Here is an 18,583-nt window from a genome sequence, read left to right as displayed (position 1 = left end):
GTGCACATCCTCGGGTACCGCACCAGCCGCGTCGCCAACGGGTCCTCCTTGCGGGAAGCCCGGCTCAGACGCTTCTCTAGAGCTCGGATGCTCGCCCGCGAGAGCGGGGCGACCCGGGCTCGGGCTCGGGGAGGAAGCCGAGCTCGAGACCGGTGAGGACCGCATCCTCGCGGGAGTGGACGCCGAGGGTCTTGTAGAGGGAGACGATCTGCTTCTTGATGGTGTGCGGCGACACGACCTGAGCGTTCGCGATCGCCTGCAGGCCCTCGTTGCGGGCCAGCGCGTAGAGGACCGACCGTTCGCGGGAGGAGAGGTCGACCAGTCGCGTCCGGTGCGGGAAGACCCTCCTGCCCTCGGGTACGGCGACGGCCGGGCACGCGCGGCCGGCGAGGGCGGCCAGGATCTCGGGGTCGACCATCCGGAGGTGCTGCTGCCCGCCGATGCCGGCCAGCAACGTCATCGCGTCCCGGAAGGCGGCGTCCGCACCGTCGTGGTCCGCCAGGAGGTGGGCGGCGGCGGCCTTGATGAGGAGCAGGTCGCAGCGGTCGCGGTGAGACAGGTCCGACCACATCGAGGCGCCGGCCAGGCGGAGGGCCCTCTCGGGCTGGCCGGAGACCAGCCGGAGCCGGGCCTGCTGAGTACGCACCCAGGGCGTGGCGATGCCGGGACCGTCGATGAGGGCGACCTGTCCCGCGGCGCGCGTAGCCGCCTCGTCGAGCACCCGCAGCGCCTGGTTGGGCTGGCCGATCGCCAGGTAGAGATCGGCCTGGCACCGGTCCACGATCCGGGCCGCGGCGCCGCCTGCCGCGATGGCGGCCGCCTGGATGACGCGGGCGCGGCGCAGCTCGGCGTCGGCCTTCATGGGCTCGCCGACGAGAAGCGCCTCGCGGACCCGGAGCTCCACGGCGTAGCACCACATCTCCGATGCCAGGATCCGGCCGCCGAACGAGTCGACCTCCTCCCTCATGGCATCGGGATCGAGCTGGTCCAGCCGAAGCCAGGCGCGTGCCAGCCGCGGCCAGATCTCCAGGAGCTCGGTGAACGCGTACGGCGTCAGGTCCAGGGCCTCGTAGCGGTCGAGCCAGACCCGGGCCGCTGAGGTGTCCCCGTTGCGGGCGTGGATGAACGCGAGCTGTCCCGCGGCCCCGGCCGCGACGTACTCCGCGCCCGGGGAGCCGGCGGTCTCGTAGGCTCTCTGGGTCAGCTCTGTGGCCCGCTTGTCGTGCCCCGCCAGGAGCAGCGTGAAGGCGCGCTGGAGCGTGAACCACGCCGACGTGAGCCCGGACGGGCCGGCCCCGCCGACGGACCGCCGGGAGTCCAGCTCCTTGCAGAGCCACTGCGCCAGCCGGACGGCCGCATCAAGGTCACCGGCGGCACGCCGGGAGGCCATGGCCGCGCCGGTGACGGCCGCCAGCTCGTCGGGTTCTGCAGCGGCGAGCGCGTCGGGAGTCATCGCCTCCTCGACGTCGAGCTGGCGGTGCAGGAGGAGGCCCGGCAGCCCGTCCTCCGGCTTCAGGTATGCCTGCGCCACCGTCGTGGCAGCCCGGAGGAACGGGTGCCGGTGGACGACCGAGGACGGGATGGCGGTGAAGACGGCGGCTGTGGTCTCGGTGTGGGCGATCATCAGTCGCAGGGCATGGCGGCCCCAGATCCTGGCCACCGTGTCCCACTCCTTGGCGCAGGCCGAGTGGAGGAGGGCGCGCTCGAGGTCGACGTCGTCCTCGTGGCCGAGGAGGTCGTCCGCCATCGCCCGGTGGAACGCCAGCACCTCACCCGGCTCGGCGGCGGCGAGGCTCTCCGACAGCACCGACCGGACCAAGGAGGCGAAGGCCCACCGGGGGGCGTCCCCGGCTGAGCCGGATCGGGCGCCGACGGGTCGCGCCAGGCCGGTGTGCTCCAAGGCCCGGACCAGGTGCCACGCGTCGTCGGCAGCACCCGCGGAGCCTGACCACGGGGCGGCTCCGGGATCGAGCTCCGCGGCAGCCACCCGGATCTCCCGGGACCCGAAGGTCGCGGGCAACGCCAACCGCTGTGCGAGCCGGGTGCTGTTGGTGTCGAGCAGCGGGGCGAGCACCTGCTCCTTCAGGAAGCCGGCCGCGGCGCGCTGGTCCAGCTCCTCGGGTCGCCAGGCCTCCGGGGAGTGGTCCAGCAGCAGGCGGGTCGGGGTCAGCCAGCCGCCGGTCATCTCGTGCAGCGTCCGAGCCTGCGCCCTGGTGATGGTGTGGCCCCACGCCTGCGCGAACGCCGGCAGCTCCGCGGCGGCGACTGCGAGGTCAGCACACCAGATCACCACCGGCGCCGTCCCCTGTCGCAGGGAGGAGACGTCGAAGTCGCGCCTCACCCGAACCGTCGCCACCAGATGCAGGCGCGGGGCCGCCCGGAGGAGCGCGCCCAGAGAGGAGACCATGCCCGGATCGGTCAGGTGCTCGTAGTCGTCGACGACCACGATCACCCGGGCCGCCGGCTCGGCCCCGAGCGCGTCAGCGAGCCCCCGCCAGGTCTGCGCACCGGCCCCGGACAGGTGTCGGTTCCGGGCCGTCACGAGGCCGGTCGCGGCGACGGCGTCGTGCACGGCGCCGAAGAACCGCTCCGGGGTCGCGAGCTCCGCCGTGGCATCGATCCACGCCACCACGTCTCCCGCCTCCCGGCGCCGTTGAGCCCAGGCGGCAGCCAACACCGTGCGACCCGTCCCGGGCAGGGCCACCAGCAGGGTCAGCGCCGCCAACTGGTCGAGGCGGCGGAGCAAGCACGACCGGTCGACCAGGACGTGGGGCAGCCGGGGAATGGTCGGCGGAGTCGCCGCCAGGGGACGGCGACCGGCATTGCCCGAGGACATCGAAACCTCTCTCAACATCGGGGAGCAGCTGAGCGGCACCGCCCTCCCGACAGGTCCCAGCAGGCTAGTTGTACCCACGAACGCATCGTCACGTCTGGCGGCCGGGGCGATTCGGGGCAAATTCACCCGCCGAGTTCACCCATTTCGGGGTTGCGGAGCGGGATTTTCGGCGGGTTCAGAGCCCGCGGGGTTGTAGGTTGCTGACGGGAGGAGGGAGCCTTTCTACGTAGGAGGAATGCCACCTTGGGTGCCAGCGAACTCGGCAGCTGGGTACCGGAACCGGAAGGGTCCTCGTCGAGCGCCCATGAGCTGCTCGCGCTCCTGCTCTCCACCCGTCCCGGCTCGGACGCGAGGCGCTCCGTGCTGGCACTCGGTATCCCAGTGCACCTGACCGCCGAGGTGGCTCAGTTCGTCTTCGGCATGCCTGACCACGGACGACTGCTCGACCGGCTCGAGCGCGAGAGCTTCCTCTCCACGACCATCGAGGACGGCGAGGTCGTCTACTCGTGGGAGCCGGGTCTGCGCGACGCCCTGCGGGCAGAGCTGACGGCTCGCGATGCCGACGCCGTACGGCGGCTCGACCGCGGTCTGGCGGCGTGGTACCGCGAGCACGCCCTTCCGCAGCACGCGGTGGCGCAGGCGATGGTGCAGCACGACCTGAGGTTCGCGGTCGAGGTCGTGGAGGGCGCGTGGTTGCGGCTGATCGTCCACCACGAGCCCCTGCTCCGTCAGCTGTTCGGGCGGGTGAGGCAACCGGATCTCGAGGGGCGCCCGAGGGCGCAGCTGGTGCGTTGTCTCGTGCTCAGGGCTCCGGACCGTGGGTCCGCGTCCGTCGTCTCCCTGCCGGCGGCGCCCGAGGAGCTCGACGCCCTCGGTCGGTCGTCGCAGGCACGCAACGCCATCGACTCGGGGTTCGCCCAGCTCATCGTGCTGCGCGCCTACCACGGGCTGGAGCAGGCGGTGGACCTCGCCACCCGCCTGACCCAGGTGGCGCACGCCGCGCGCAAGGTCAGGACCGCCGACGTGGCCGACCTTCTGCCGGGCATGTTCCTCCATGTCGGCCTGACCCATCAGCTCGCGGGCGAGCTCGAGGACGCGGAAGCGGCCCTCTACTGGTCCTACTACCTCACCAACGGGAGTCCCTATCCGCACGTAGCCACCGACGCCGCCGGCAAGCTGGCGCTCAACGCCGCCTTCCAGGGCGACCTCGCCAAGGCCGAGACCTGGCTGAAGCGGGAGGGCGCCGGCCGGCGGCTCGACTCGCCTCTCGAGACCGTCCGGAGCACGGGTGGGCTCACCGCTCGACTGCTCGTCGCGGTCGGCCGTCTCGAGGAGGGTCCGGCACGCCGGGTCATGGAGATGCTCGGCGCCTCGGACGGACGGTTCCGCGACGAGTACTGGGCCTTTCTCATCCACGCCCGCGCGCAGTTCGCGATGGTGTGGGGCGACCGGCACGAGGCCCTGGAGCAGCTCGTCGCCGGCCGGGAGGCGAATGCCGACTGGCTGGGGCCCGGAGCGCTCGCCCGCGACCTCCTCGACGCCACCGAGGCCGAGCTCCTCATCAGCCTCGGCCGCGGATCCCGGGCCGGGCAGGTCCTCGACTCCAGTGCTTCGGGCCACTGCCTGACGACCGTGGCGAGGGCCCGGTTCGCACTGCTCACCGGAGACCCCGAGACCGCCTTCGCCGTGGCCGGCGAGGGCGCCAGAGCCCGATCGACGCTGGGTCCCGTGCGCGACGACCTCCTCCTCGTCCAGGGCACCGCACTGCTGCGCCTGGGTCAGCGCGGGGCCGCGATCGAGGCGGTCCGGCGAGCGATCCGGCGCAGCCTCACCTCCGGTGAGGCATTCCGCAGCTTCGCGAATGCGCCGCGCTCGGCTCTGGAGGACCTCGCCGCCGACATCAAGGAGCTCTCCCGTGTGCTCGCGGTCCTGGACCGGCGCGGGATCTACGAGGTGTATCCCGACGACCTCTCCTTGGTGAAGCTGACCCCGCGAGAGGTCGACGTACTGGACCATCTGGCCCGCGGGCTGACCCTGGCGCAGATCGCGACCCGGCGCCACGTCTCGCTCAACACCGTCAAGACGCAGCTGAACAGCATCTACCGCAAGCTCGGCGTCCATTCCCGGACACAGGCGCTCATCGCGGCCCACGACCTCGGCGTCATCGACGACCCGTTGCCCCAGAGCGGGGCGCGCCCCCGTCGGGGCTAGCCGGTCACCTGCTGCTGCCGTCCGGGAGCATGACCGGACACACGCCGCCCGGCGTGGCCGCCAGCTCGAAGTGCCACATCTCGTTGGCGAACGTCTGACACAGCCCGTACCGGGCGCCGTGCTGGCTGAGCCAGCTGTCGGCGTCGGTGGGACCGATGTCCACGGCGTGCCCCGTGACATGGGCCGACGCGTCCGGCGCGGCGACGAACCGGCTGGCCTCCTGCACGCTTCCGTACGTCGTCACCGCCTCCGCGAAGAGGCGTTCCTGATGGGCCCTGCTTCGCCATCCGCTGGTGACCACGAACGCGATCCCGTCGTCCTCCGCGTCACGCGCCGCAGCCTGCACGGCCCGGAGCAGGCCGGCATCCAGGCGCGCGATGGCCGGCCTGTCGACGTCGAACGGGGTGAGCGGCCCTCCGCGCCCAGGGGAGTCCACCCCGCTCGCGCGACCGTCGGAGTGCTGGCCGGCGAGGTCGGTGCCGGCGGAGCACCCGGTGGCGGCGTACGCGACGAAGACGGTGGTGACTGTGGCCACGACCAGGCGACGAAGTGGCCGGCTCCGCTGCCTGTGGCCGGCCATCCTCCCTCGGTCGTGAGCTCGGGTGCGGCGCCGGCGGGGTCGTCTCCCCATCATGCGGATGGTCATGCGGACGACGCTAGGCAGCGCGCCGGGCAGGCCACCTCCTCCGCAGGTGCCGGGACTCAGTCGTGGGTCCAGGTCTCCGACTGGGTGAGCGAGTAGAGGTAGGCGAGCGCCGGGACCACGAGGACCACGGCGATCCCGACGGCGACGAGCAGCGCGACGAGGGTCGCGTCCGCGCCTGCGGCGTCCTCGATCGTGATCTCGTCGACGAGCAGCCAGGGGTACTGGCCGACACCCCAGCCCAGGAGAACCGCCGCCACGGCGACCACCGCCGCCGGGCGGGCCGCGACGGGCCGGTCGCGCAGGAGCAGCACGAGGGTGGTGATGCCGGCGATCGCGGAGACGACGACGAGCGGGGCAGCGCGGCCGGTCAGCCCGTCGCTGAGCGTCGGGGCGTCCCGGCTGATCGGGAGCAGTGCGGCGAAGACAACCGCCCCGGTCACGACGCCTACGGCCAGGGTACGGCGGCGCAGCGTGGCCTCGAGGTCCCGCCGGCCGGTGCGGGCGGCGTCCGCGGTGAGGAAGACACCGGCGAGGAAGGTGCAGGTGCCGACCGCGATCACCCCGCCGAACAGCGACGTCGCTGTCAGCCACGAGCCCCACAGGTCGCCGCCGCCGTCTGCGGGGACGCGCCCGGAGGCGATCGCCCCGGCGACGGTGCCGAGGAAGAACGGGGCGATGAGCGACGAGCCCGCGAAGACGGCGCCGAACAGGCGCGCCTGTCCGAGGGTCGCGGCGTACTTGCGGAAGGCGAAGCTCGCCCCTCGCAGCACGATGCCCAGCAGGGCGAGCATGAAGGGCACGAAGAGGGTCGTGGTGGCGGCCGCGAAGGACTCCGGGAAGGCCGTCCACCAGGTCACCAGCACGTAGATGAGCCACACGTGGTTGGCCTCCCAGACCGGCCCGATGCTGTGGTCGACGAGCGTGCGGAGCTCAGCGCCGCGCCGGGCGCCACCGGCCGTCAGGTCGAAGAAGCCGGAGCCGAAGTCCGCGCCGCCGAAGAGGCCGTAGGCGACGATCCCCGCGAACAGCGCGGCGGCGACGAGCAGGGGCAGGCTCACGTCACTGAGCCCTTCTCTGAGCCCTTCCCTGGGCCCTTCCCTGGGCCCTTCTCGGGGCCGTTCTTTGGACCCTGCGCGTCGACGGTCGCCACCTCGGGACCGTAGGGGCTCGGCAGGTCCTCCTCGCCCGCGCGCCAGCGGCGGGCCATGGACCGGAGTACGACGTAGGCGCCGATCGTCATCCCGGCGTAGACCACGCACACGCCGGCGAAGCTCCACCACAGTCCCGGGTTGCCGCTGGCGGCGTCCTCGGTGCGCAGCACCTCCCACACGGTCCACGGCTGCCTGCCCACCTCGGTGGCGATCCAGCCGCTCTCCAGCGCCATCACGGCGAGGGGGCCGGCGACGACGGCGAACCGCAGGAACCAGCGGTTGCGCAGAAGGTCGCGGCCGCGCCAGCGCAGGAACCAGAAGACGGTCACCGCCAGCGCCAGGAGCGACCCGATCCCGATCATCGACTGGAAGGCCAGGTGGGTGATGTTCACCGGCGGCCGGTCGGCGGCCGGGAAGGTGTCCAGCCCTCTGACGGGCTTGTCGAAGGAGCCGCGGGCGATGAACGAGCCCCACTTCGGGATCTCGAGGTACCACCGCGCCTCACCGTCGACGAGGACCCCGCCGATCCTCAGCGGCGCCGGCTGCTCGGTCTCGGTGGCGAGCTCGAACGCCGCGAGCTTCGACGGCTGCGTCTCGCCGAGCCGGATCCCCAGTACGTGGCCGATGACCGGCTGCGCCAGCGCCGCCGCCGTCGCGAACACGAACGGGACCAGGAACCCGAGGCGGTGGTGGGCGTCGCGTCGCCCGCGGAGCATCCCGGCGGCGTACACCGCCGACACGACGAACCCCACCACCATGAACGCCGCCACCCACATGTGGGCGAAGGAGAGGAGAGCGCCCGAGTTGAAGAGCACCGCCCACGGGTCCACGTCGGTGACCGCGCCGTCGACGATCCGGAAGCCCGTCGGCATGTTCATCCAGGCGTTGACCGACACCACGCAGTAGGTGCCCACGACGCCCGCGACCGCCATCGGCAGGAGCATGAGGAGGTGCCGGCGCGGCGGCATCCGGCCCCAGCCGTAGAGGTAGATGCCCAGGAAGACGGCCTCGATGAAGAACGACAGCCCCTCGAGGGCGAACGGGAAGCCCAGCACGTCGCCGAACGGGCCCATCAGCCCGGGCCACAGCAGTCCCATCTCGAAGCTGAGCACCGTGCCGGACACGGCGCCGATCGCGAACAGCACCGCGGAGACCTTCGACCACCGTCGGGCGAGCCCCAGGGCCACCGGGTCCTGACGCACGAGGCCCCGCCGGTGCATCACGAAGATCATCGTGGGAAAGGCGACGCCGAAGCAGGCGAGCACGATGTGCCAGCCGAGCGAGACCGCCATCTGCTCGCGCGCGGGCAGGAGCCCCGGAGGGGCACCCGACCCCGAGTCGGAGAGGACGTGCGCGACGAGGAACAGGCCCTGCTCGGTGCGCGAGCTCATGCCTCACGGTAACCACATCGCTACCGCCGTACGCCGTGAGGGCCCGGTCAGGGCATCGCCCTTGCCGCACTGGCTACCGTCGGCACATGGCCGCCGCCACCGCCACCGCCGCCAGATGGGCCGGTGCCCTGAGCACGGTCGTCGTGCTGCTCACCACCGCGTGCTCGGCGAGCGACCAGCCGGACGGCGAGGGCGCGGCGCCTGAGCCGTCCGCGACCCCCAGCCCCATGACCTCCGAGTCGCCGGCGCCAGCCCCGACGACCAGCGCTGCTCCTACCCCGCGGCCGGCGCCGCCCGCGCTGCCGGCGTACTTCGACCGCGGATTCTCCGGCGGCGGCCTGCGGCTGGGCGCGGTGCGCGAGCGGATGCCCGACTACACGTCGTACGACGTGACCTACCGCAGCGAGGACCTGCGCATCTCCGGCGTGCTCAACGTGCCCACCGGCCGCGGGCCGTTCCCCGCGGTGGTGCTGGCGCACGGCTACATCGACCCCGCCTTCTACGTGCGCGGACAGGGGATGACGCGCGAGCGAGGCACGCTGGCGCGGGCGGGGTACGTCGCCCTCCACGTCGACTACCGCAACCACGCCGAGTCGGGCGACGACCCGTCGGCCATGCGCAACTTCCGCACGGCCTACGCGGTCGACGTCATCAACGCCGTCCACGCGCTGCGCCGGTCCGACGACGTCCCGGTCGACGACGACAAGGTGGCGGTCATGGGCCGCTCGATGGGCGGCGGCGTCGTCTACAAGGTGCTGGAGATGGCGCCGGGACTGGTCGGGGCGGGCATCGCCTACTCACCGGTGAGCACGCTCGAGGCCGACAACTTCAACCAGTTCAACCGCGACGGCGACCGGCAGGAGCTCGTCCGGTACGTCGACCGGCGATGGGGCCTGCCCGAGGAGAGGAGCCGCGAGAACGACGAGCTCTGGGAGAGCGTCTCGGCCCGCACCTACCTCGACCGGATCACCGAGCCCGTGCTGATCGTCCAGGGCAGGAACGACGACACCTGCCCACCGGCGTGGGCGCGCGCGACCCAGCGCGCGATGGTGGCGGCCGGCGTCGACTCCCGGCTCGAGCTGTACGACGACGGGCACGCCTTCGGGCCGCAGTACACCGCCTCGATGGAGCGGATCGTCGCGTTCCTCGACCGCCGGCTGGGCTGACGTGCGAGCCTAGGCGCAGAGCCAGCTTTGGCTCCCGGACGAGGGGTGCCGTACCCGGACAGCGACAAGACGGCCCGGAAGGTCCCTCCGATGTCGTGGCTCATCCTGCTCGCCTCCGGCGTCCTCGAAGCGGTCTGGGCGACCGCCCTGGGCCGCTCTGACGGCCTGACCCGCCCCACGCCGAGCATCGTCTTCGCCGTCGCGCTCGTCGGCAGCATGGCCGGCCTCGCGGTCGCGATGAAGGACCTCCCGGTCGGCACGGCGTACGCCGTGTGGGTCGGTGTCGGCGCAGCGCTGACCGTCATCTACTCGATGCTCACCGGAGCCGAATCCCTGTCAACCGTGCGGCTCCTGCTCATCCTCGGCCTCGTCGGCTGCGTCGTGGGACTGAAGGCCACGCACTAGTCGCGGGTCACCGACAAGGAGGTCACCGTCACGCCGTACGCCGACTCCAGCGCGGCGATCGGCTCGGCCAGCTCGCCCTTGCTGGGGCGCCGGGTGCCACCGAACCACGACACCTCGCACTCCCGCCGCTTGCCCGTCCCCGGGATGCGCCAGTGGCCGGTGAGCCGGCCGTCGACGAGCAGCGGCGCGAGAAGCATCCCGTTCTCCTGCGACCACAGCCGCCGGTAGTGCTCCGGCGTCACGAACCGCGCTCGCGCCGGCGGGTCGTAGGCGCACAGCAGGGCGTCGAACTCCGGCAGCAGCCGCACCCCGCTCAGCTCGACGGGCGAAGGCGGCGCGGGCAGGTCGTGATACGCGAGGCCGTCGGGGCCCAGCTCGTGGGGCAGGTCCAGCCGGGCCAGCGACGCGTCGACCACCCGGAGCCCGACGCCCGCCCACCACGCGAGGTCGCGTCGGCTCGCGGGGCCGTGGCACGCCAGGTGCCGGCGTACGAGCTCGTCCATCGCGGAGTCCGGGTCACTCAGCACCGCACTGCGGTCGCCGAGCAGGGCAGCGGCCGCGCGGTAGCCCGGTCGGCCCTGCGCCTCCCAGCCTCCGGTCATCGGCCGCCGCAGCAGCCCACCGTGGCCGAAGGCGAAGTAGCTGCTCGCGATCGCCGGCCTGCCGTCGGGGTCGTGGCGGGCCAGCCAGCCGCGCAGGTGCTCGTCGAGCTCGGCGGGTGTGCGCCACTCGCTCCAGGCGAACTCCTCGATGCCGGCCCACACCTGGTCGAGCGACACCGCATCGGGCCGCAGCGTGCGGTTCCACAGGGCGCGCTGGCCGACCCGGGTCGCCGACTCGAGCAGCGCGTGGTCGGCGGCCGCTGCCGTGTGCACGGTGCCGCGCAGGGTGCTGCTACGCACGATCTGCAGGTCGTCGTACGCCGCGCTGACCTGTTGCAGCGTGGTGCCGGGCGCGCGGGCCGCCAGTGCGAGGTACGGCGAGCGCGCGGTCTGCGACTGGATCGGTCCGATCCGGTGCAGCATCGTGGCCACCGTCGCGTCCGCATCGCCCGTGGGGAACTGGCGCGCCAGCGCCCGCCCGGCGAGATCGCTCCACGAATGGGCCACGATCCGAGTCTGTCATCGAGCGCCCCAGGGCATGGGGCAGAATGCGGCCACATGCGCTTCGGGGGACTCATCATCGCCGTCGTCCTCGCCGGGACGGCCGTCGTCGCGCCGACGCCCGCGCAGGCGTCGAAGCCCGGGGACTTCCGCATCACCGCACACCGGGGCGCACCCACCAGCGACATCACGGAGAACACGCTGCGCTCGATGCGGCGGGCGATCCGGCTCAAGGCATCGGCCGTCGAGCTCGACGTGCGGATGACGAAGGACGGCCAGTTCGTCCTGCTCCACGACCCGACGCTGGAGCGCACCACCGACTGCCGGGGGCGGGTCGACCAGCGGTCCATGCACTACCTGCGCAAGCACTGTCGGGGAAGCCGCGGGGGCGAGATGGTCCCCACGCTCGGCGCCGCCCTCCGGCTCGCGGAGCGCAACCACGCGAACGTGCTGATGGAGTTCAAGGGCGAGCGCTGGCCCCGCGCCGACGTCGCCCGCCTCGGCCGGGCCGTGGTCAAGGCCGGCATGCAGCGCCGCGTCACCGCCATGTCCTTCCACCCGTCGCCGCTGCGCCGGATCGAGGACACCCACCCGGGCGTCGCGAGCACCCTGCTCGTACGACAGTGGGCCCAGGTCGCCGAGGCACTGACCTACGCCGACGGCGTGACCCTCCCGGTCGACCAGATGACCCGGGGCCGCGTCGACGCCGTCCGCGACGCCGGTGGCCGCGTCATCGCGAAGAAGGCGAACAGCCACAGCCGCTGGCGACAGCTCAAGCGGCTCGGCGTCGGCGACCTGATCACCGACCGGGTCAGCGGCTACCGCGACTGGCTGCACCGCTGACCGCTGCGGCGCGGGCGGGGGAAGGCGTACGCGAGGAGCCGCTGGCGACGACTCGTCATCTCGGCACCCTAGGGCGTGGACGGGCCGCGCAGCGTCGTACGCTGGGCGGCACAAGACAGGGGAGCACCCACAGTGCTGAGAGTGCGGTCGAAGCCGCAGACCCTCCGAACCTGCTCCGGTTAGCACCGGCGAAGGGAGTCATCCGATGACCCACCATGCCCATGCCCGCTCCACGACCCGCCGCGTCGCGGGCCTGCTCGCAACCGTGGCGCTCCTCGCCACCTCGGCCTGCAGCGCCGTAGGGAGCGGGGGCGAGTCGGACGAGAGCGCTACCGACGGGTCCAAGCCCACGAAGGTCGTGCTCGTCACCCACGAGTCGTTCGCCCTGCCCGACGAGCTGGTGTCGAAGTTCGAGGAGGAGAGCGGCTACGAGCTGGTCGTCCGGGCCGCCGGCGACGCGGGCACGCTGTCGGCGAAGCTGTCGCTCACCCAGGGCAACCCCACCGGGGACGCGGCGTTCGGCATCGACAACACCTTCGCGTCGCGCACCCTCGACGAGGGCGTCTTCGACACCTACGAGCCGACGCTGCCCCAGGGCGCCGAGGCCTACGCGCTGCCCGAGGGCTCCGACCGGCTGGCTCCGATCGACGTGGGGCACGTCTGCGTCAACGTGGACAAGACCTGGTTCGCCGACAAGGACCTCGCCCCGCCGGTCACGCTCGAGGACCTCACGAAGCCGGCGTACCAGGACCTCTTCGTCACCCCCGGCGCCTCGACGTCCTCGCCGGGCATGGCGTTCCTGCTGAGCACGATCGCGGAGTACGGCGACGAGTGGCCGGCCTACTGGGAGCGGCTGCTCGGCAACGGCGCCGAGATCGTCGACGGCTGGTCGGACGCCTACTACACGGACTTCACCCAGGGCGGCGAGCACGGGACCCGGCCGATCGTGCTGTCCTACGACTCCTCACCCGCCTTCACCGTGCCTAAGGGCGAGAAAATGTCGACCACGGCCGCGCTCCTGGACACCTGCTTCCGCTCCGTCGAGTACGCCGGAGTGCTGGCCGGCGCGAAGAACCCGGACGGGGCCGAGGCTCTGGTCGACTTCCTCCTCAGCGACGAGGTGCAGGCCGCGCTGCCGGAGACGATGTACGTCTTCCCGGTCTCCTCGACGGTCGAGCTGCCCAAGGACTGGGCAGCGTTCGCCGAGCAGCCGACGGCGCCGTACGACATCGACCCGGCGGAGATCTCCGCGAACCGGGAGAAGTGGCTGACCGAGTGGACCGACGTCACCACCCGCTGACGCCATGACACGCCGGCTGCTCACCCTCGCCGGGCTGGCCGCCCTGCCGCTCGCCGTGCTCGGGGTCTTCTTCGTGCTCCCGGTCGGCGGCATGGTCGCGCGCGGGCTGTGGCCCGACGGCGCCTTCGACCCGCAGGGGCTGGTCGAGGTGCTGGGCCGGCCACGGGTGCACCGGGTGCTCGCCTTCACCCTCTGGTCGGCGACGCTCGGCACGATCCTGTCGGTGGCGGTCGGGCTGCCCGCGGCGTACGTCCTGCACCGGCTCGACCTGCCCGGCCGTCGGGTTGTGCGCGCGGCGCTGCTGGTGCCGTTCGTGCTGCCGACGGTGGTGGTGGGCGTCGCGTTCCGCCAGCTGATCGGTGAGGGCGGCCCGCTCGCCTTCCTCGGGCTGGACGGCACGCCCACGGCGATCATCGCGGGGCTGGTCTTCTTCAACGCCGCTGTGGTGATCCGCGGTGTCGGTGCGGCCTGGGAGTCGCTCGACTCCCGGCCCGGTGAGGCTGCCGCCGCCCTCGGCGCCACGCCCTCCCAGGTGCTGCGCACGGTGACGCTGCCGGCGCTCCGACCGGCGATCGCCTCCTCCGCCAGCGTGGTCTTCCTGTTCTGCGCAACCGCCTTCGGGATCGTGCTGACCCTGGGCGGCGTGCGCTACAGCACGGTGGAGACCGAGATCTACCTGCTGACCACGACGCTCTTCGACCTCCAGTCGGCGGCGGCGCTGTCGGTGCTGCAGCTGGTCGTCGTCACCGGCCTGCTCGTCGTCACCGGTCGGCTGCGCGCGGTGCCCGACCCGACGGTCTCGCGCCAGGCAGCCAGGCCGGCACGGGTCTCGCGCCGCGACGTACCCGCTCTCACGGCGACCGTCGTGCTCCTCGTCCTGGTCGCCGCACCGCTCGCGACGCTGCTCGCGGGGTCGCTGCGGGTGGGCGGCGGGTGGAGCCTCGACAACTACCGCGCGCTGACCAGGACCGGCGACGACCCGGCGATCCTGGTGTCGGCCGGCGACGCGTTGCTCATCTCGTTGCGCACCGCCGTCGACGCGACGTGGATCGCGCTGCTGCTGGGCCTGAGCGTGGCCCTCGTGGTGACCCGGCGCTCCCGCTCGCGCGGTGAGCGACGCGTGCGGTCGCTGCTCGACGGTGTCTTCATGCTGCCGCTGGGGGTGTCGGCGGTGACGCTCGGCTTCGGGTTCCTCATCACCCTCGACCGGCCGCCGCTCGACCTGCGCGACTCGCCCTTCCTCGTGCCGATCGCGCAGGCGCTCGTCGCGCTGCCCCTGGTGGTGCGCACCCTCGTGCCCGTGCTCGCCGGCATCGACGACCGCCAGCGACAGGCCGCCGCCTCGCTCGGGGCGGGCCCGCTGCGCGCGCTGTGGACCGTCGACGTGCCGGCGGTGTGGAAGCCGCTGCTGGCCGCGAGCGGGTTCGCCTTCGCGGCGTCGCTGGGGGAGTTCGGTGCCACCGCGTTCCTCGCCCGAGACGACCACCCCACCCTGCCCGTGGTGATCTTCAAGCTGATCGGGCGGCCCGGCGAGATGAACTACGGCATGGCGCTGGCCGCCTCGGTCGTGCTCGCGACGGCCACCGCAGTGGTCATGCTGGCCGTGGAGCGGCTGCGGGTGCCGTCGATGGGAGCCTTCTGAGATGAGTGGTCTGAACCTGGCCGGCGTCACCGTGCGGTACGACGACCTCGTCGCCGTCAGCGACGTGAGCCTGGACCTGCCGGCCGGTGACGTGCTGGCGGTCCTCGGTCCGTCGGGCTGCGGCAAGTCCACGCTGCTGCGCGCGGTGGCCGGGCTGGAGCCGCTCGCCGCCGGGACGGTCGCCTACGACGGTGCCGACCTGGCCGGCGTACCCACGCACCGCCGGGGGTTCGCCCTGATGTTCCAGGACGGCCAGCTCTTCGGCCACCTCAGCGTGGCGCGCAACGTGGGCTACGCGCTGCGGCTGCGGCGTACCCCGCGCGCCGAGACCGCCACCCGCGTCGACGAGCTGCTCGAGCTGGTCGGCCTCGGGGGCTACGCCGAACGGCTGCCGGCCACCCTCTCCGGCGGCGAGCGACAGCGCGTCGCGCTGGCCCGGGCGCTGGCCGTGGAGCCCCGGATGATCCTGCTCGACGAGCCGCTGTCGGCGCTCGACGCCACGCTGCGCGCGCGGCTCGCGGGCGACCTGCGCGACATCCTCTCCAAGGCCGGCACCACCGCGCTGATGGTCACCCACGACCACGACGAGGCCTTCGCCGTCGCCGACCGGATCGCGGTGATGCGCGCCGGACGCCTCATCCAGGACGGCGAGATCGGCGACGTGTGGCAGCACCCCACGGACGCCGACACGGCCTACTTCCTCGGCTACGCGACCGTGCTCACCGGCGATCCGGCTGACCGGATGGCGGTGGCTGCCGGGCTGCCGGCCGGGCAGGACGTCGCGCTGCGCCGCTCCGCGCTGGTGGTCGACGGCGCGGGGCCGGTGGCCGGCGTCGTACTCTCCGCGTCGGTGACGCCGGAGCAGCTGAGGCTGCTCGTGGACGTGCCCGGCCTCGGCACCCAGCACGCGGTGGCGATGCTGGGCAGCCATGTGGCTCCCGGGGACCGCGTGCACCTGCGGATCGACCGGTCGCGCACGGCGGCCGTGCCCAGGGGAGCACCGGCTCCACCCCTTCCCTAGACTGACGGCCGTGTATCGCCGGGCCTATGTACTCCTCATCGGCATCGCCGCGTCCATGGGCCTGCTCGCGGTCATCACCGCCATCTCGATCGACCGCCGCCTGCTCGACCCCGAGGGCTTCCTCGGACCGGCCTGGCTGAGGCTGCCCCTCCTGCTCTTCGGGGCGTTCCTGCTCGACATCCTGCCGCGCACGGTCTGGCTGTCGCGGATGAACCCGACCGCGATCCCCGGGCTGGTCCGCGAGCGGGTGCGCTTCCACTGGACCCGTGAGCGGCTGACCCTCATGGTGCTCGGCGTCTCGTGCTTCTACGTCACCTACGTCAGCTACCGCAACCTCAAGTCGTTCCTCCCGTTCGTGATGGGGGAGAAGAAGTACGACCGCGAGCTCCACCTGGTCGACCGGGCCCTCTTCTTCGGTCACGAGCCGGCGACGATCCTGCACACGGTGTTCGGCGACGGCATCACCGCCCACTTCTACTCCACGATCTACCTGTGGTTCCTGCCGCTGGTGCCGCTGGCGCTGACCGCCTGGCTGATCTGGTCGCGCAACATCACCTTCGGCTACTGGTTCGCGACCTCGCAGTGCATCGCGTGGACCCTCGGGACGGCGTCCTACTACGCGCTGCCGACCCTCGGCCCCGGCTTCCACTACCCGTGGCTCTATGCCGACCTGCCCGAGACCGGGTCGTCGGCGCTGATGGACTCGCTCTACTACGGACGCAGCAACGTGGTGAACAGCGACCTGGCCAACGCGGTGCAGTCGGTGGCCGGCTTCGCGAGCCTGCACACCGCCATCACCCTCCTGGTCGCGCTGATGGTGCAGTACACCCTGCGCAACAAGGTGCTGAAGTGCATCTTCTGGGCCAACTTCGCGGTCACCGTCGTGGCCACCCTCTACTTCGGCTGGCACTACGTCGCCGACGACATCGCCGGCGTGGCGATCGCCCTCATCTCGTTCTACGTCGGCGGCGTCGCCTCCGGCCAGAAGTTCGACCGGCACGGGCTCTCGGCCCATCCGACGTCGACCACGTCGGCCGTGCCCGTCGACGTCGACTGACGTCGTAGGGCGCGGGGCGTGGTGATACCCGGATATCCGGGTATCACCACGCTGTGACGTCGTTGCAACCCCCACGAAGCGCAGGGAGTGACGGCAAAGCTCGACCTTGCAGAATTACATTCATGTAGTTCGTCAAGCCGACACGCCGTGAACGGATGGGGATTTTGGGGATTTTGTTCCTTTTGTGACTCATGAGCACTAGCGTGCTGGAAGTGCCCTGGGGGATTGGGAAGTCCGCCGGGGCACTGCGATGAGTCGAACAAGGGGAAGACATGCGACACAGCAGGGTCCGAGCATGCGCCGGCGCCGCCGTACTGAGCCTGGCGCTCGTCGGCGGGGTCACCTCGGCGTCGGCCGCTGACGACTCCACGTCGGGGGGCTCCGTGCCCACCGAGCAGGACATCGCCGACGCCCGCGCGATGGCCGGCGACAAGGCCCGCGACGTCGCCAGCGTGCGTGCCGACCTGGTGCTCGCCAACCAGCGCCTCGACGACTCAGCGGTCGCCGCCGCGGTGGCCGCCGAGTCCTACAACGGCGCCCTGTGGCAGCTCGAGGAGGCCCGCAAGGCCGCCCGCGCGGCAGACCGCCGTGCCGACGCCGCGAGAGCCGACGTACGACGCCAGCGCGACGTGTACGGCGACGCGCTGGTCCGCAGCTACGAGCTGGCCCCCGGCGTGACCGGCCTGTCGGCCATGGCCGGCGCCGACGGCATCCAGGGCGTGGTCGAGCGCGGCGCCACGATGGCCAACGCCGAGGACGCGCTGGACGGGCGCTACGACCAGTTCCGCGCCTCGGCCACGCTCGCCGACATCGCCAGCGACCAGGCCACCCAGGCCCGGGCCGACGCGGCCGAGCTGGAGCGGACGGCCGGTGCCGCGCGCGACGCCGCCCGGTCGGCCGCCGATGCCGCACTGGCTCAGTCGCAGGCGATCGCCACCGAGAAGACCCAGCTGATCGCCGAGCTCGCGGAGCTGCAGGGCATCAGTGTCGACCTGGCCCAGCAGCGGCAGACCGCGCTGGAGGAGGCCGCCGCCGAGGCCGCGGCGAAGGCCGCCGAGGAGGCAGCCGCGAAGGCGGCCGCCGAGGCGGCCGCGAAGGCCGCCGCTGAGGAGGCTGCCCAAAAGGCGGCTGAGAAGGCGGCCCAGAAGGCCGCTGAGAAGGCTGCTGCCGACGCGGCGAAGAAGGCTGCTGCCGACGCGGCGAAGAAGGCCGCCGAGGACGCCGCGACGGATGCGGACAAGAAGAAGGGCAAGCCGACCCCGCCCCCGAGCCCGCCCCCGACGTCGACCCCCACCCCGACGCCGACGCCGACCCCGACCCCGACTCCGACCCCGACTCCGACTCCGACCCCGACCCCGCCGGCACCCGCAGCCGGAGCCTCGGCCGCGATCGCCTTCGCCGCCGCCCAGATCGGGGACCCCTACAGATGGGGTGCCACCGGGCCGAACGCCTGGGACTGCTCCGGCCTGACGATGGCCGCCTGGCAGGCGGGCGGCGTCTCGCTTCCGCACTACAGCGTCGCGCAGTACTCCGCCTCGACGCGGATCGCGTCGACCGCGCTGCAGCCCGGCGACCTGGTGTTCTGGGGCTCCTCGAGCAACCCGTCGTCCATCTACCACGTCGCCCTCTACGTCGGGGGCGGCCAGATGATCCACGCACCCCGCACCGGCCGGCCCGTCGTCCAGGAGTCCATGTACTCCTGGCGGGCGCCGAACTTCTTCGCCCGCCCCTGAGGTTCGCTGACGAGCCTCGGTCTCGAGGCTCGTCGCTGGCGCTCCTCGCACCTCGACCAGCGGCGAGACCGGGGTCCC

The 18,583-nt window shown here is 72.5% G+C and carries 14 protein-coding genes and 2 riboswitches; of the genes, 9 read left to right on the top strand and 5 right to left on the bottom strand.

Going from position 1 to position 18,583, the window contains the following annotated elements; translation table 11 throughout:
* Nucleotides 1–76: 76 nt before the first annotated feature.
* The gene (locus tag ACP7BP_RS04220) at nucleotides 77–2,836 is read right to left on the bottom strand and encodes a LuxR C-terminal-related transcriptional regulator (protein ID WP_426242792.1); all 2,760 of its coding nucleotides are present in this window, start codon (nucleotides 2,834–2,836) and stop codon (nucleotides 77–79) included.
* A 360-nt stretch (nucleotides 2,837–3,196) separates the two neighbouring features.
* Between ACP7BP_RS04220 and ACP7BP_RS04215 the strand changes: the two genes are divergently transcribed.
* The gene (locus ACP7BP_RS04215; protein ID WP_426242790.1) at nucleotides 3,197–5,047 is read left to right on the top strand and encodes a LuxR C-terminal-related transcriptional regulator; all 1,851 of its coding nucleotides are present in this window, start codon (nucleotides 3,197–3,199) and stop codon (nucleotides 5,045–5,047) included.
* Between the two features lie 4 nt (nucleotides 5,048–5,051).
* Here the strand turns inward: ACP7BP_RS04215 and ACP7BP_RS04210 are convergent, their stop codons facing one another.
* The 3 genes from ACP7BP_RS04210 to ACP7BP_RS04200 all read right to left on the bottom strand — a co-directional run bounded on the left by ACP7BP_RS04210 (nucleotide 5,052) and on the right by ACP7BP_RS04200 (nucleotide 8,235).
* Nucleotides 5,052–5,582 carry a M15 family metallopeptidase gene (locus tag ACP7BP_RS04210; RefSeq protein ID WP_426242788.1) on the bottom strand — a complete coding sequence of 177 codons (531 nt, stop codon included), beginning with the start codon at nucleotides 5,580–5,582 and terminating at the stop codon, nucleotides 5,052–5,054.
* A gap of 167 nt (nucleotides 5,583–5,749) precedes the next feature.
* A complete protein-coding gene (locus ACP7BP_RS04205) occupies nucleotides 5,750–6,751 on the bottom strand; it encodes a cytochrome d ubiquinol oxidase subunit II (RefSeq protein WP_426242787.1) in 1,002 nt (333 codons plus the stop codon).
* On the bottom strand, nucleotides 6,748–8,235 hold the full coding sequence (locus ACP7BP_RS04200; protein WP_426242785.1) for a cytochrome ubiquinol oxidase subunit I: 1,488 nt from the start codon (nucleotides 8,233–8,235) through the stop codon (nucleotides 6,748–6,750). The genes ACP7BP_RS04205 and ACP7BP_RS04200 overlap by 4 nt, the downstream gene beginning before the upstream one ends.
* Before the next feature lie 86 nt (nucleotides 8,236–8,321).
* Between ACP7BP_RS04200 and ACP7BP_RS04195 the strand changes: the two genes are divergently transcribed.
* Both ACP7BP_RS04195 and ACP7BP_RS04190 read left to right on the top strand, forming a co-directional pair.
* The gene (locus ACP7BP_RS04195; protein ID WP_426242783.1) at nucleotides 8,322–9,401 is read left to right on the top strand and encodes an alpha/beta hydrolase family protein; all 1,080 of its coding nucleotides are present in this window, start codon (nucleotides 8,322–8,324) and stop codon (nucleotides 9,399–9,401) included.
* Nucleotides 9,402–9,416: 15 nt separating this feature from the next.
* Nucleotides 9,417–9,480, top strand: a riboswitch (guanidine-III (ykkC-III) riboswitch).
* 11 nt (nucleotides 9,481–9,491) lie between these two features.
* Nucleotides 9,492–9,806 (top strand): DMT family transporter, encoded by a 315-nt coding sequence (locus ACP7BP_RS04190; protein WP_426242781.1) that lies wholly within the window; start codon nucleotides 9,492–9,494, stop codon nucleotides 9,804–9,806.
* Here ACP7BP_RS04190 and ACP7BP_RS04185 read toward each other — a convergent pair.
* Nucleotides 9,803–10,915: a winged helix DNA-binding domain-containing protein gene (locus ACP7BP_RS04185; protein WP_426242779.1), complete on the bottom strand. Its 1,113-nt coding sequence runs from the start codon at nucleotides 10,913–10,915 to the stop codon at nucleotides 9,803–9,805. The two genes, ACP7BP_RS04190 and ACP7BP_RS04185, sit on opposite strands and share 4 nt — an antisense overlap.
* Nucleotides 10,916–10,966: 51 nt before the next feature.
* On the opposite strand from ACP7BP_RS04185, the gene ACP7BP_RS04180 reads away from it, so the two are divergent.
* The 6 genes from ACP7BP_RS04180 to ACP7BP_RS04155 all read left to right on the top strand — a co-directional run bounded on the left by ACP7BP_RS04180 (nucleotide 10,967) and on the right by ACP7BP_RS04155 (nucleotide 18,505).
* Nucleotides 10,967–11,752, top strand: coding sequence for a glycerophosphodiester phosphodiesterase (locus ACP7BP_RS04180; protein ID WP_426242777.1), 786 nt, complete (start codon nucleotides 10,967–10,969; stop codon nucleotides 11,750–11,752).
* Nucleotides 11,753–11,859: 107 nt separating this feature from the next.
* Nucleotides 11,860–11,966, top strand: a riboswitch (TPP riboswitch).
* Nucleotides 11,958–13,052: a thiamine ABC transporter substrate-binding protein gene (locus tag ACP7BP_RS04175; protein ID WP_426242775.1), complete on the top strand. Its 1,095-nt coding sequence runs from the start codon at nucleotides 11,958–11,960 to the stop codon at nucleotides 13,050–13,052. Its footprint overlaps the riboswitch before it by 9 nt.
* 4 nt (nucleotides 13,053–13,056) lie before the next feature.
* The gene (locus tag ACP7BP_RS04170) at nucleotides 13,057–14,694 is read left to right on the top strand and encodes an ABC transporter permease (RefSeq protein WP_426242772.1); all 1,638 of its coding nucleotides are present in this window, start codon (nucleotides 13,057–13,059) and stop codon (nucleotides 14,692–14,694) included.
* Between the two features lies 1 nt (nucleotide 14,695).
* Nucleotides 14,696–15,715: an ABC transporter ATP-binding protein gene (locus ACP7BP_RS04165; RefSeq protein WP_426242770.1), complete on the top strand. Its 1,020-nt coding sequence runs from the start codon at nucleotides 14,696–14,698 to the stop codon at nucleotides 15,713–15,715.
* Nucleotides 15,716–15,725: 10 nt separating this feature from the next.
* On the top strand, nucleotides 15,726–16,772 hold the full coding sequence (locus tag ACP7BP_RS04160; RefSeq protein WP_426242768.1) for a phosphatase PAP2 family protein: 1,047 nt from the start codon (nucleotides 15,726–15,728) through the stop codon (nucleotides 16,770–16,772).
* A gap of 272 nt (nucleotides 16,773–17,044) precedes the next feature.
* The gene (locus ACP7BP_RS04155; RefSeq protein ID WP_426242766.1) at nucleotides 17,045–18,505 is read left to right on the top strand and encodes a C40 family peptidase; all 1,461 of its coding nucleotides are present in this window, start codon (nucleotides 17,045–17,047) and stop codon (nucleotides 18,503–18,505) included.
* Nucleotides 18,506–18,583 lie beyond the last annotated feature (78 nt).

The organism is Nocardioides sp. LHG3406-4 (assembly GCF_049897745.1).
In the GTDB taxonomy this organism is placed as follows: Bacteria; Actinomycetota; Actinomycetes; order Propionibacteriales; family Nocardioidaceae; genus Nocardioides.
This window is presented reverse-complemented; position numbering and strand designations above follow the sequence as displayed.